This window comes from Dactylosporangium sp. NBC_01737 (genome assembly GCF_035963215.1).
Classification (GTDB): Bacteria; Actinomycetota; Actinomycetes; order Mycobacteriales; family Micromonosporaceae; genus Dactylosporangium.
In genome coordinates this window covers 3873127-3885894 of record NZ_CP109153.1, presented here as the reverse complement: position 1 = coordinate 3885894, position 12768 = coordinate 3873127, and the positions used below count along the sequence as shown (strand labels likewise).

General features: G+C 72.2%; 11 protein-coding genes and 2 pseudogenes. 8 read left to right on the top strand and 5 right to left on the bottom strand.

Annotated elements, in window-relative coordinates; all coding sequences use genetic code 11:
• The first annotated feature begins 15 nt into the window (after positions 1-15).
• Both OHA72_RS17580 and OHA72_RS17575 read left to right on the top strand, forming a co-directional pair.
• Positions 16-954 (top strand): methyltransferase domain-containing protein, encoded by a 939-nt coding sequence (locus OHA72_RS17580; RefSeq protein ID WP_327008897.1) that lies wholly within the window; start codon positions 16-18, stop codon positions 952-954.
• Between the two features lie 21 nt (positions 955-975).
• Entirely contained in the window at positions 976-1521 is a 546-nt protein-coding gene (locus OHA72_RS17575) for a VanZ family protein (protein WP_327008896.1), read from the top strand.
• Here OHA72_RS17575 and OHA72_RS17570 read toward each other — a convergent pair.
• Positions 1456-2319 carry a hypothetical protein gene (locus OHA72_RS17570; protein WP_327008895.1) on the bottom strand — a complete coding sequence of 288 codons (864 nt, stop codon included), beginning with the start codon at positions 2317-2319 and terminating at the stop codon, positions 1456-1458. The genes OHA72_RS17575 and OHA72_RS17570 overlap by 66 nt on opposite strands.
• 10 nt (positions 2320-2329) lie before the next feature.
• On the bottom strand, positions 2330-2824 hold the full coding sequence (locus OHA72_RS17565) for a SigE family RNA polymerase sigma factor (RefSeq protein ID WP_327008894.1): 495 nt from the start codon (positions 2822-2824) through the stop codon (positions 2330-2332).
• 75 nt (positions 2825-2899) lie between these two features.
• On the opposite strand from OHA72_RS17565, the gene OHA72_RS17560 reads away from it, so the two are divergent.
• From OHA72_RS17560 to OHA72_RS17540, 5 genes are all read left to right on the top strand, one after another.
• Positions 2900-4951: a M3 family metallopeptidase gene (locus OHA72_RS17560; RefSeq protein ID WP_327008893.1), complete on the top strand. Its 2052-nt coding sequence runs from the start codon at positions 2900-2902 to the stop codon at positions 4949-4951.
• A gap of 117 nt (positions 4952-5068) precedes the next feature.
• Complete coding sequence (locus OHA72_RS17555; RefSeq protein ID WP_327008892.1) at positions 5069-5692, top strand: hypothetical protein; 624 nt, start codon at positions 5069-5071, stop codon at positions 5690-5692.
• A gap of 73 nt (positions 5693-5765) precedes the next feature.
• A complete protein-coding gene (locus OHA72_RS17550; RefSeq protein WP_327008891.1) occupies positions 5766-6476 on the top strand; it encodes a FadR/GntR family transcriptional regulator in 711 nt (236 codons plus the stop codon).
• A complete protein-coding gene (locus OHA72_RS17545; RefSeq protein ID WP_327008890.1) occupies positions 6473-7300 on the top strand; it encodes a sterol desaturase family protein in 828 nt (275 codons plus the stop codon). Before OHA72_RS17550 ends, OHA72_RS17545 begins: the two co-directional genes overlap by 4 nt.
• Positions 7297-7935, top strand: coding sequence for a lysoplasmalogenase (locus OHA72_RS17540; protein ID WP_327008889.1), 639 nt, complete (start codon positions 7297-7299; stop codon positions 7933-7935). Before OHA72_RS17545 ends, OHA72_RS17540 begins: the two co-directional genes overlap by 4 nt.
• A 1928-nt stretch (positions 7936-9863) precedes the next feature.
• On the opposite strand, the pseudogene OHA72_RS64685 reads toward OHA72_RS17540, so the two are convergent.
• Both OHA72_RS64685 and OHA72_RS17535 read right to left on the bottom strand, forming a co-directional pair.
• A pseudogene (locus OHA72_RS64685) lies at positions 9864-9989 on the bottom strand (hypothetical protein); the annotation flags it as partial.
• Positions 9990-10194: 205 nt separating this feature from the next.
• Positions 10195-11225, bottom strand: a pseudogene (locus tag OHA72_RS17535) (citrate/2-methylcitrate synthase); the annotation flags it as partial.
• 41 nt (positions 11226-11266) lie between these two features.
• Here OHA72_RS17535 and OHA72_RS17530 point away from each other — a divergent pair.
• Positions 11267-12490, top strand: coding sequence for a hydroxymethylglutaryl-CoA lyase-like TIM-barrel protein (locus OHA72_RS17530; protein WP_327008887.1), 1224 nt, complete (start codon positions 11267-11269; stop codon positions 12488-12490).
• Here the strand turns inward: OHA72_RS17530 and OHA72_RS17525 are convergent.
• Complete coding sequence (locus OHA72_RS17525; protein ID WP_327008886.1) at positions 12487-12678, bottom strand: hypothetical protein; 192 nt, start codon at positions 12676-12678, stop codon at positions 12487-12489. The two genes, OHA72_RS17530 and OHA72_RS17525, sit on opposite strands and share 4 nt — an antisense overlap.
• Positions 12679-12768 lie beyond the last annotated feature (90 nt).

The following is a 12768-nucleotide window of genomic DNA, read 5'->3' as shown; positions in this document are numbered from 1 at the left end:
GCCTACGATCTGCACATGGAACACCCCGACCGGGAGCTCACCGCAGAACACCTCGGATTCCCGGCGGACGTGATCCCGCTGCAGTATCAGGCGCTCCTGCTGTCCGACGACCGCCGGATGGCGGCGTTCGCCGACGCGATCGCGCACGCCGTCCGGCCCGGGACCCGGGTCCTGGACCTCGGCTGCGGGACCGGTGTGCTGTCCTACTTCGCCGCCCGGCAGGGTGGGACCGTCATCGCGATCGAGCGGGAGCCGCGGGTCTTCGCGACCGCCGAGGCGGCGCTGCGGGCCTCGGTCGGCGACGCCGTCACCGTCCTGCACGCCGACGCCCGCGACTACCTGCCGGAGGAGCCGGTCGACGTGGTGCTGTGCGAGATGCTGCACGTGGGGCTGCTCCGCGAGCGGCAGATCGAGGTCATCAACAGTTTCAAGCGCCGCTACCTGCGCCACATCGGCGGCCCGTTGCCACGGTTCGTGCCGGAGGCGTGCGTGCAGGCGGTGCAGCCGGTCGAGCAGGACTTCACCTACTTCGGCTACACGGTGCCGGCGCCGGTGTTCCAACTGCCGGAGAGCCTCCAGCCCCGCACCGTGGAGGCCGCCGCGCCGCAGGTCTTCCAGCAGTTCTTCTACACCGACCCGCTGCCGCACCACTGCACGGGCGACCTGCGGTTCGTCGCGGAGCGACCGGCACTGGTCAACGCCGTGCGCGTGGTGACGAAGAACCTGCTGTCGTTGCTGTACGAGCCGCCCGGCAGCGTCGACTGGACCATGAACTACCTGGTGGTGCCGCTGCGGGAGCCGGTCGAGGTCCTCACCGGCGACGAGGTGCGGATCCGGTTCGACTACTGCCCCGGCGACGAGATCACCGTCCTGGCCGACAGCCTCACGGCCAGCGTTCCGGCGCATGTCGACGCCTCCGCTACGCTCCGCCGCCGACATGCGCAGGTTTTGTGATCATGGGGGCACAGCGCGTTGATGCTTCGCTGGCTGACCGTCCTTGCCGTCTTCACCGCGCTGGGCGTCCTGTGGTGCTTCGTCGCGGGGCGCCGCTCCCCCGACCGCCGGCGGACGTTCGGCCTGGTGGCGGCGGTCTGCGGCACGCTGCCGTGGATCTGGATGATCCTCACCCCCGCCGACGCCCCCCGCCGGATCCAGCTCGACCCGGTCGCGGGTCTGCACGGGGTCTTGTCCGGTGATGCCGGCGCCGCCGTGGTGCAGATGGTCGGCAACCTGGCTGTCTTCGCGGCGTTCGGCGCGTTCGCCCCGCTGCGCTGGCCACGGCTCACCCTGTGGCGGGTGCTGCTGCTGGCGGCGCTCGGATCCGCCACCGTGGAGGTGCTGCAGTACGTGCTGGACCTGGGCCGGGTCAGCGCCACCGACGACGTGCTGGTCAACACTCTCGGTGCGGGGCTCGCCCACGTGGCCGGCCGGGTCGTCCGGCCGGCCACGCACGCGTCACGCCGTGATGTGGAACCGCTCGTCCACGACGAGGGCGGCGAGCCGGTCCTCGGGCAGGGGTAGCGCCGTGAGGCCCTTGCCGCCGCCGCCGGGCCGGTTGTCGGCCTTCGTCTGCGCCAGGAACACCACCGTGCCGTCGGCGTGCCGGTAGGCGGCCCACTGCTCGTAGCCGTCCGAGGTGCCGACGGCCACACCGACGGTGACACCGGCCGTGGTCGTCACCGGCCTGCAGCTCGCCGGGGTGGTCCAGAACGCGCCCGCGACCGCGCACGCATCGCCGGTCGCGGTGATCAGGCCCGGCTCGTACACCGTGACGAGGAGCTGGCCGACGCCGCCGTCCCTGCCGAGCTGGGTGCTGGCCAGATACGACCACGCGTCCTTGCCGCCGACTTTGTTCTCGAACTGGGCCTGCGACATGCGCGACGGCACGAGCTGATCGGTGCCGGGGTTGTTCAGCGCCGTGTAACCGGCCGGCACGACCGCGAGCAGGTCGACGAGGAGCTGCTCGCCCTGGTCGAACCTGGTGCCGGCGCGGGCGGTGCGGTCCTCCTGCGGCTGACCGTCCGGCCCGGTCGGCCAGACCTGCTTGTCGTTGCCCGGTGTCCCGGCGGTCACGGCCGGGGTGCCACCCGGCGCGCCGGCCTGCTGCGGCGCGGCCGAGCCGAGGCCGCCGCCGGCCACGGCGGCCGCGACCGCGGCGACGACGACGGTCACCGCGGCCGCCGCGCCACCGGCGAGCAGGTTGCGGCGGCGGGCGGCCCGGCGGCCGGTGGTCACCGCCACCGCGGCCGACATCGGCGGCGGCGGGGTGGAGCTGTCGATGGCGTCGCGCAGCGACACCCGGAAGTCGTCCTCGTTCATAACTGCGTCCTCAATGGTCGCGGGTGGCTGGGCTGAGATGCGAGCGAAGGGTCTGCAGCCCCCGCGCGGCCTGGCTCTTGACGGTGCCGGTCGTGCAACTGAGCAGGGCCGCCGTCTCCTGCACGGACAGGTCCTCCCAGTACCGGAGGATCAGGACCGCCCGCTGCCGCGCCGGCACGACGGCCAGGGCGGCGAGCATCGCGATCCGGTCGTCGGGCGCCCGGTCGTGGGTGGCGGCGTCCAGGGGCCGGTCCGTGACCCGCACCCGGTGCCACCAGCCGAGCCGGCGCTCGTCCAGGAACGCCCGGACGAGCGTCTGCCGGACGTAGCCGTCGAGGGCCTCGTGCCGGCTGACCCGGTCCCACGCCAGGTACAGCTTGGTGAACGCCACCTGGGTGAGGTCCTCGGCCCGATGCCAGTCGCCGCACAGCAGGAACGCCGTGCCGCGCATCGCGTCCGAACGCGCGGCGAAGTACTCGGCGAACGCCGTGTCCCGATCCGTCATGCGTTACTCACGGTGCCCGCGGCCGGATCGGTTGCACGGACTTCCGGAAAAGTCCCGCCCCAGTACAGTCGGTAGGTGACCACGGACAACCCGTTCTTCGCCGCGAGTGACCTGCCCTATCAGCTGCCGCCCTTCGACCGCATCGAGATCGGGCACTACCTGCCCGCGTTCGAGCGGGGCATGGCCGAGCAGCGGGCCGAGGTCGAGGCCATCGCCACCCTGCCGGAGCCGCCGACGTTCGACAACGTCCTGGTCGCGCTGGAGCGCTCGGGCCGCGTGCTGCAACGCGTGTCTGCCGCGTTCTTCAACGTCACCAGCTCCGACACCAGCCCCGACCTGCAGCAGATCGAGTCGCAGGTGGTGCCGCTGCTGTCCGCGCACGGCGACGCCATCATGCTCGACCGGCGACTCTTCGCCCGCATCGAGCAGCTGTACGCGTCCCGCGACGCCCTCGCCCTGGACGGCGAGGCGGCGTGGCTGCTGGAGCGGTACCACACCGAGTTCGTCCGCGCCGGGGCGCGGCTGACCGAGCAGGAGCACGTGCGGCTGCGGGAGCTCAACGCCGAGCTCGCGGCCCTCGCGACCGAGTTCGGCAACAGCGTCCGCGACGAGATGAAGGCCAGCGCCGTCGTCGTGCAGGACGCCGAGGACCTGGCGGGGCTGTCCGCCGACGCGGTCGCCGCGGCCGAGGTGGCGGCCCGTGACCGGGGCCTTGCCGACGGTTACGCGCTGAACCTGATCCTGCCGACCGCTCAGCCGGCCCTGGCGTCGCTGCACAACCGTGCGGTCCGTGAGCGGCTGCACACCGCCTCCGTCCGGCGCGGCTCCAGCGGCGGCGAGCACGACACCACCGCGTCGGTGCTGCGCATCGTGCGCCTGCGGGCGGAGCGGGCGCGGCTGCTCGGCTTCGAGCACCACGCGGCGTACAACATCGCCGACAACACCGCCCGCAGCGTCGACGCCGTCCAGGAGATGCTGGCGAAGCTGGCACCGGCCGCGGTCGCCAACGCCCGGATCGAGGCCGAGGACCTGCAGGAGACGATCGGCGACGCGTTCACGCTCGAGCCGTGGGACTGGGCGTACTACACCGAGCAGATCCGCCGGGAGCGCTACGCGATCGACGAGGCGGAGCTGCGGCCGTACTTCGAACTGGAGCGGGTCCTGCGCGACGGGGTCTTCTTCGCCGCCGGCCGGCTGTACGGCATCCGGTTCGAGGAGCGGCCGGACCTCCCCGCGTATCACGCCGATGCCCGCGTCTTCGAGGTCTTCGACCGCGACGGCGGGCCCCTCGGCCTGTTCATCGGCGACTTCTTCACCCGTGCGTCGAAGCGCGGCGGCGCCTGGGCCAACGCCCTGGTCCCGCAGTCGCGGCTGTTCGGCACCGCACCGGTCGTCGTCAACAACCTCAACATCAACCGGGCCCCGGCGGGCGAGCCGACGCTGCTCACGCTGGACGAGGTCCGGACCCTGTTCCACGAGTTCGGTCACGCGCTGCACACCCTCTTCTCGCAGGTGCACTTCCCGAAGTTCGCCGGCACCCGGGTCCCCCGCGATTTCGTCGAGTATCCGTCCCAGGTCAACGAGGTGTGGATGCTGTGGCCGGAGGTCCTGGCCAACTACGCCACGCACCACCGCACCGGCGAGCCGCTGCCGCAGTCGGTGGTGGAGCGGCTGCAGGCGGCCGAGCAGTTCAACAAGGGCTTCGCGACCACGGAGTACCTGGCCGCGACGCTGCTGGACCTGGCCTGGCACACGCTGAGCGTCGAGGAGGCCCAGGCGGTCACCGACGTGCCCGCCTTCGAGGCCCGGGCGCTGGAGCAGGCCGGGGTGGCGGTGCCGTTCGTGCCGCCGCGGTACCGGACCGCGTACTTCGCGCACATCTTCAGTGGCGCCGCGTACAGCGCCGGCTACTACTCCTACATCTGGAGTGAGGTCCTCGACGCCGACACCGTCGACTGGCTCACCGAACAGGGCGGCCTGCGCCGGGAGCTCGGGGACACGTTCCGTGACGGCCTGCTCGCCAAGGGCGGCAGCGCCGATTCGATGGAGGTCTATCGGGCCTTCCGTGGTCGCGATCCGTTGATCGAGCCACTACTCAAGCGGCGCGGATTGATCAGTGTTCCTTAGGTTTTGTTAAGACGTCTTCCGGATGGGGCGCCGCGTCCATAAGCTGTCGCGGTGCGTGGCGCCACCCCCCGGCGTAGGCGCGCTGCCGCACGCCGCCTGCATTTCAGCAGGATGGCGATGCTTGCCGCGATCAGCCTCGTCGCCTCATTGATCAGCGTCGGCGTCTCCTGGGCGATCTTCCCCAACGAGCCGGCGGCGGTCACCGACGACACCTCCTTCGACGCCGCCAAGTTCTACGAGACGCACGCCCGGGCCAGCGCGGCCCGCGGTGTGGAGCTGGCCTCGGCGCCGGGCGCCTCCCTGGTGCCGAAGCCGGTCGCCGGGCTCACCCAGGCGGCGACCAACAACGCGTTCATCGTCATCGAGGTCGGCCGCCAGATGGGCCTGCCCGAGCGCGCGTTCGTCGTGGCGATCGCGACGGCGCTGCAGGAGACGTACCTGAAGAACCTGGCGAACCCGAAGGTCCCCGCGTCGCTGAAGCTCCCCCACGAGGGCACCGGCACCAACTACGACTCGCTCGGCATCTTCCAGCAGCGGGTGAGCATCTGGGGCACGGTCGAGCAGCTGATGGACCCGGCGTTCGCGTCGGCGAAGTTCTACACGAAGCTGATCAAGGTCTCCGGCTGGCAGTCGATGAGCGTCACCGGGGCCGCGCAGGCGGTCCAGCGCAGCGCCTTCGCCAGCGCGTACGCCAAACACGCCACGACCGCCCAGAAGATCGTGGACAGCCTGACGGACTGAGCCCACCTGACCCCGGCCCTGATCCTCTTCGCCGGGACTGGTCCAACCAGTTGATGTGTGAGACAGTCGCGGCGTGACCCTGACGCCCGCACCTCGCAGCTCCGTGTCCGACCACGTGTTCGCGCAGCTGCGGGACGCCGTGCTCAGCGGCGCCTACGCGCCGGACACCGCCCTGCCGAGCGAGCGCGAGCTCGCCGCGACGTTCGAGGTGAACCGGCACGCGGTGCGCGAGGCGCTGCGCCGGCTCCAGCAGCTCGGTCTGGTCAAGGTCAGCCAGGGCGGCGCGACCAGGGTCCTGGACTGGCGGTTGCACGCCGGTCTGGACCTGGCCATGTCCAGCGGCGACATCCTGCCGGTCAGCACGCTCGTGCGCGACATGATGGAGATGCGTGCCTGCCTGGGGGCCGATTCGGCCAGGTTGTGCGCGCTGCGGGGTACACCCGCCGCAAAGCAACGCGTGGCCGCCTCGGTCGACGCGCTCGCCGCCGCGGCCCCGGACCTGGACCGCATGGGCGAGGCGAACGTCGCACTGTGGCGGGCCGTCGTCGCCGGCAGCGGCAACACCGCGTATCTCCTCGCGTTCAACAGCCTCGTCAGCGGCGCGCTCGCCGTCGGCCGCGTCCCGTCCACGCTGCGCACCGCTGAGCTGCTGGACGTCGCCGGGCACCGCCGGCTCAGCGACCACATCACCGCCGGCGCCGCCGCCTCCGCGTTCACGCAGGCCCAGGCCCTGCTCACCGCCCCCCTCCTGGCCGTTCAGGCTCGAAAGGAAACCCGAGCATGATGATCCCCGCCGTGCTCTATGCCGTGCCCGCGTTCCTGCTGCTCATCGTCATGGAGGCGGTGTCCTACCGGTTCCTGCCCGACGACGACGAGCGCGGCTACGAGGTCCGCGACACCACCACCAGCCTCTCCATGGGCCTCGGCAGCCAGATCATCGGCGTGCCGTGGAAGATCGTCGTCGCGCTCGCCTACGCCGGCCTCTACGTCCTCACCCCGCTCAAGCTCGACCCGCACAGCCCGTGGACGTGGGCGCTGCTGTTCTTCGCCGACGACTTCGCGTACTACTGGTTCCACCGCCTGCACCACGAGGTCCGCATCTTCTGGGCCGGCCACGTCGTGCACCACTCCAGCGTCTTCTTCAACCTCTCCACGGCGCTGCGGCAGAGCTGGACCCCGATGACCGGCACCCCGTTCTGGCTGTTCCTGCCGCTGCTGGGCATCCCGCCGTGGATGGTGTTCCTGCAGCAGTCGATCAGCCTCGCGTACCAGTTCTTCCTGCACAGCGAGCGGGTCGGCCGATTTTGGGCGCCTGTCGAGTGGTTCTTCAACACCCCGTCGCACCACCGCGTCCACCACGGCGCCAACGCCGAGTACCTGGACCGCAACTACGCCGGCATCCTCATCGTCTGGGACCGCCTCTTCGGCACGTTCGAACCCGAACGGGCCCGCGTCGTCTACGGCCTCACGAAGAACATCGCCACGTACAACCCCCTGCGCGTCGCCACCCACGAGTACCGCGACATCTGGCGCGACGTGCGCGCATCGTCCACCTGGCGGCACCGCCTGCGCTTCGTGTTCGGCCGCCCGGGCTGGCAACCTTCATGAGGCTGGTTCTCTGGCTCTTCGCCGGGGCCGCCCTGGTCGAGCTCACCGGCGTCGCCCTCGCCTGGCACCCCTTGCAGTGGATCGCCAAGCCGCTGCTTGCCCCGCTGCTGCTCTGGTACCTCGTGCGCAAGGCCGGCATGTCCCTGATCGGCTGGGGCCTGGTCTTCGCCTTCGCGGGCGACGTCGCCCTGCTCGTGCCGGGCCTGGTGCCCTTCCTGCTGGGCATGGCCTGCTTCCTGGGCACCCAGGTCTGCTTCCTGCTCGCCTTCCTGCGCCGCGCTCCCCTGCACCCCGCCGCCGCGGCCGCCTACGGCGTCCTGTGGGCCGTGCTCAACATCCTGCTCTGGCCGTCGCTGGGCGCCCTGCGCGTGCCGATCCTGGTGTACAGCCTCGCCCTGTCCGCGATGGCCGCCGCCGCGGCCGCCGTCTCCCGCACCGTCGCCACCGGCGCCGCCCTGTTCCTGCTCTCCGACCTGCTGATCGGCCTCGGCGCCGCCGACCTGGACTTCCCCGCCCGCGACCTGATCGTCATGACCACCTACATCGCCGCCCTCTTCCTCATCACCACGGGGAGCATGTCGGCGGTTGCTGAAGGTGATCGCGCTGGACGTGGCGGTGTGCGGGTTCGAGGATGAGGGGGTAGCGCCTACCGGGGGGAGGCGGCACGTGCCACGACCGTATTTCTCTTTGGACGCACCGTCTTGCGGGTCTGCCGCGGCTCCTGGCCCGATCGATTGGGACGCACGCCTCGCGGCGGCGCGGGCTTCGTGGTCGCGGCGCCGGTCGGAGCGGTTGCGGGCCGGGGCGGAGTTCGCGGAGGCCCGGACCCATGGGCTGGCGGCCCGTCACGCAACGAAGCTGACGCGGTTGCGGAATGCCCGGCTGCTGGCGGAGATCGACGCCTCTGCTGCGGGGCGGCCGGCCGCCACCGGCTCCCGCACCACGGCGTCCGCCAGGCCCACACCTGCACCTTCACGCCCGATGCCTCCGCCGCGAGCCGCCCATGACCTGACACCGCCACGCCCGGCAGTTCCGCCGCGAGCCGTCCACGACCCGGCACCTTCACGCCCGGCAGCTCCGCCGCGACCCCTCCACGACCCGGCACCTTCACGCCCGGCAGCTCCGCCGCGACCCCTCCACGACCCGGCACCTTCACGCCCGGCGGCTCCGACACGAGCCCTCCACGACCCGGCACCTTCACGCCCGGCGGCTCCGACACGAGCCCTCCACGACCCGCCACCATCACACCCCGCAGCTCCAGATCCAGCCCGCATCGGCCCTGCGCCGTCAAGCCGGACACCCGCACGCCGAGCACTGGCCGCCACCGCGCTCAACGATCCGCCACCCACATGCCTGACACCGACCCACCCAGCGCCCGCGAGCCCGGCACCGGCACGCCCAACGTCTCCGCCGCACGCATGCAATGACTCGACACCATCCGGCCCGGTGACTCCCCGTCCCACCCCCATCGGCTCGACGCCATCGGGCCAGACACGCGCACGGCGAGCACCGGCTGCCCCTGTGCTCATCGACCCACCACCCACACGACGGACACCGACCCACCCAACGCCCGCCAACCCGATGCCGACAGGCCCGACACCATCACGCCTGGCGACTCCCCATCCCACCCCCATCGGCTCGACGCCGGCGGGCTGGACACGCACGCCGAGCGACGGCCAGCGCGGCGCTCGACGACCCTCCACCTGCACGCCCGACACCGACCCACTCAGCGACCGCCAATCCGATGCCGACAGGCCCGACACCATCACGCCTGGCGACTCCCCATCCCACCCCCATCGGCTCGACGCCGGCGGGCCGGACACGCGCACGCGAGCGACGGCCAGCGCGGCGCTCGACGACCCTCCACCTGCACGCCCGACACCGACCCACCCAACGCCCGCCAACCCGATGCCGACAGACCCGACACCATCACGCCTGGCGACTCCCCATCCCACCCCCATCGGCTCGACGCCGGCGGGCCGGACACGCGCACGCGAGCGACGGCCAGCGCGGCGCTCGACGACCCTCCACCTGCACGCCCGACACCGACCCACCCAACGCCCGCCAATCCGATGCCGACAGGCCCGACACCATCACGCCTGGTGACTTCCCATCCCACCCGCGTCGGCCTGGTGCCGGCGGGCCGGACACGCGCACGCCGAGCGACGGCCAGCGCGGCGCTCGACGGCCCTCCACCTGCAGGCCCGACACCGACCCACCCAGCGACCGCCGATCCGACACCGGCGTCGGCATGCGCGGCGCCTCCCAGACCCGCCCACACCGACGCCGCACCGTCACGCCAGGCAGCCCGCACGCAGGATGCCAGCCGAGTCGGCCCTCGCCGACTTGGCAGCCGCACGGCCGGCACGCGCCTCCCAACGCCTGGCCGATCTGCGCCAGCACGCCGGGCGCCCACGCCGGACGTCTCGGATCTGTGTCCATCCCAGCCCCCTGTTTCCGCGGTCGTCGAAGGTGGTGGTCCGGGCGCGCTCAAGCGGTCAGGGCGGTCCGGGCCGGCGCCGGGGGCTCGTCTCGCGCCGGCGCGAGCGTGTCGGCCTGGGTCTCAGGCGAGCGGGCCGGTGTACGAGGCGCGCAGGCGCAGGCGGGTCGGGTGGGCGTACTCCTCCATGGCGTGGGCGAGCCAGCCGGCGGTGCGGGCGACGGCGAAGACGGCCTCGCCGGCGCCGCGGGGCATGCCGGCGAGGGTGGTGAGCAGGCCGAGGGCGAAGTCGACGTTGACGTGCGGGAGGTGGCGGCGGCGGCCTCGTCGAGGATCGCGTCGGCGACGGTGAGCGCAGGATGGGCGCGGCGGTCGGCGCCGGGCGGGGCGCGGCGCGGATGCGGTCGAGGAGGGCCGTGGCGCGGGCGTCGCCGGAGCGGTAGACGGCGTGGCCGAAGCCTGGGATCCGTTCGCCGCGGCGGAGGCGCTGGCCCATCGTCGCGGCGGCCAGGGAGGGGTCGGTGGCCTCGGTGAGCATCGCCTCAACGCCGAGGAGGCGCCCCCGTGCAGGGCGCCGCTGGTGACGCCGAGGCCGGCGGCGACGACGGCGTACGGGTCGGCGCGGACCGAGGCGGCGACCCGGGCGGCCAGGGTCGACGCGGCGAGCTCGTGGTCGGCGAGCAGCACCATCGCGAACCGCAGCACATCGACGAGGGCGGGATCGGCGCCCGGGGCGGCGAGCTTCTCCCACAACCGCGATGCGATCGCACCCCGGTCCGCGTCCCCTTCCGGCACCTGCCGGCCGGCATCGGCCCCGGGAGTGGGCATGGGGGTGGGCAGGGCGTCGACGAGGCCGGCGATCAGGGTCTGGCCGGTGCGGATCACCGCGGCCGGGTCCAGGGTCAGGCGGACCGGGTCGGCGGCGGCGAGCGTCGTGGTGATGACCTGGAGGCGCTCCAGTGGCAGCACTCCCGGCGGGAGTCGCTCCTGGGCGGCGCGGGCGGCGGCCACCGCGACCGGATCGGCGGCCCAGCCGGGGCCCGCCGCCGTGTCGGCGAACGTCTGCGTGGAACCAGCAGACGCCCCCGCCGACGTCTGAGCGGCCGACGCCTGGGGCGTGACGGTGGGCAGCGCGGTGGGGTCGCCGGTCCAGAGCCAGGTGGCGGCGGCCTCGAAGGTGGTCGTCGCGGCGAGGGAGATGGCGTCGCGGCCGCGGTAGTACGCGCGGTCCGGGCCGAGCAGGGTCACCGCCGACTCGATCACCAGCTCCGATGCCGCGCCGGGGCGGTGGCGGGGGCGGCCGCGCAGGGCGAGGCGCTCGATCTCCTCCGAGTCGAAGACGCTGCGGCCGTCGTCGCCCTTGCGGCGGGCGAGGACGCCGCGGCTGACATACGCATAGAGGGTGGCGGGTTTCACACCCAGTCGGCGGGACGCCTCGTCTGCCCCGATCCACCTGGCCACCGGCACCTCCTGCTTGATTTTCATCAACATTGACACAGTGCACGAGCGGCAGTCAACCTCGGGGTATGCCACAGATTCATTTCCTTGACGTCACCAACCGTGACGGGGTGCAGACGGCTCGGACCGGGCTGTCGAAGTTCGGCAAGACGATGGTCAACTTCTACCTGGGGCGGCTCGGGGTGGCCCAGTCGGAGATCGGGTTCCCGTTCCTGTTCCACGAGGTGCCGTACGTGCGGGCGCAGACCGCGCTGCAGGCCGCCGGCGCGTTCGGGGACCTGCGGCTGTCAGGATGGTGCCGGGCCGTCGCCGGTGACGTCGAGAAGGCCGCGCCGCTCGGGCTGCGGCACTACAACCTGTCGATCTCGACGTCGGATCAGATGCTGCGCGGGAAGTTCCGCGGGCGCCTCGACAGGGAGGCGGTCATCAAGGAGATGGTGGCCGCGGTACAGGCGGCGAAGCAGGCCGGCGTGGAGACCGTCGGCGTGAACGCCGAGGACGGCTCGCGCACCGACGACGCGTTCCTCACCGAGTTCGCCCTGGCCGCCCGCGAGGCGGGAGCCGACCGCGTGCGGTACTGCGACACCATCGGCGGCGACACCCCCGGCCGGATCGGGGAACGGTTCGCCGCGCTCGCCACCGCGACCGGGATGCCGGTGGAGACGCACTGCCACAACGACCTCGGCATGGCCGTGGCCAACTCGCTGGCGGGGGCGTTCGGCGACCTGGCGGCCGGGCAGGACGCGTGGATCAACACGTGCGTCAACGGGATCGGCGAGCGGTCCGGCAACGCGGACCTGGTGAGCTGCATCCTGGCGCTGCGGCACGGCTTCGGCGTGCCCGGGGACGCGCAGATCGGCGACCCGATCGACCTGACCTGGGCGCGGCGGTTCGCGCACTGGGCGTCCTACGCGTTCGGGCAGCCGCTGCCACAGCACCAGCCGGGCGTCGGGGTCAACGCGTTCGCGCACGAGTCGGGCATCCACGCCGACGGAGCCCTGAAGGACCACCGCAACTACGAGCTGTACGACGAGGACACCCTCGGCCCGTTCCACGCCGACCGGCACGCCGGCAGCGGCCGGCTGGTGCTCACCGGCGAGTACGGCGGCCTCGCCGGCTTCCGTCACGTCATGGACGACCTCGGCGTCGAGGTCGGGCAGGAGGATCTGACGTTCAAGCTGGTCCAGCTGTGCAACGCGGCGACGGGCAGGCCGCTGACGGACGACGAGCTGCGGCTGATCGCCATGTACCCCGGCGAGCTGGCGCTGCTCTATCCCGGATACACCAGCTAGAGCATGCCGTGTTCGATGATCCAGTCGAACGACGCGGTCTCCTCGTAGGAGAACTCCAGAGAGACGACGACGGCGAAACGGCGGTCGATCTGGTAGCCGGTGTACCGGTGGATGGCGCAATCCATCCAGATCGGGATGCGCGACGCCGGGTTGGCCAGGACGGCATGCTTGCCGCAGCGGTGCTCCATGGGCGGCAACGCTAGCGATGGCACCGCGGATACATCAGCCTGCTGCCTGATACTCCATATGGTGTACGAGACGGTGCCTCCGCGCGGACG

Bases quoted from the DNA above. Each gene is read 5' to 3' on its own strand.
- OHA72_RS17580 (WP_327008897.1), top strand. From the start codon at position 16: ATGGAACACCCCGACCGGGAGCTCACCGCAGAACACCTCGGATTCCCG.
- OHA72_RS17575 (WP_327008896.1), top strand. From the start codon at position 976: ATGCTTCGCTGGCTGACCGTCCTTGCCGTCTTCACCGCGCTGGGCGTC.
- OHA72_RS17570 (WP_327008895.1), bottom strand. From the start codon at position 2,319: ATGAACGAGGACGACTTCCGGGTGTCGCTGCGCGACGCCATCGACAGC.
- OHA72_RS17565 (WP_327008894.1), bottom strand. From the start codon at position 2,824: ATGACGGATCGGGACACGGCGTTCGCCGAGTACTTCGCCGCGCGTTCG.
- OHA72_RS17555 (WP_327008892.1), top strand. From the start codon at position 5,069: ATGCTTGCCGCGATCAGCCTCGTCGCCTCATTGATCAGCGTCGGCGTC.
- OHA72_RS17545 (WP_327008890.1), top strand. From the start codon at position 6,473: ATGATGATCCCCGCCGTGCTCTATGCCGTGCCCGCGTTCCTGCTGCTC.
- OHA72_RS17540 (WP_327008889.1), top strand. From the start codon at position 7,297: ATGAGGCTGGTTCTCTGGCTCTTCGCCGGGGCCGCCCTGGTCGAGCTC.
- OHA72_RS17530 (WP_327008887.1), top strand. From the start codon at position 11,267: ATGCCACAGATTCATTTCCTTGACGTCACCAACCGTGACGGGGTGCAG.
- OHA72_RS17525 (WP_327008886.1), bottom strand. From the start codon at position 12,678: ATGGAGCACCGCTGCGGCAAGCATGCCGTCCTGGCCAACCCGGCGTCG.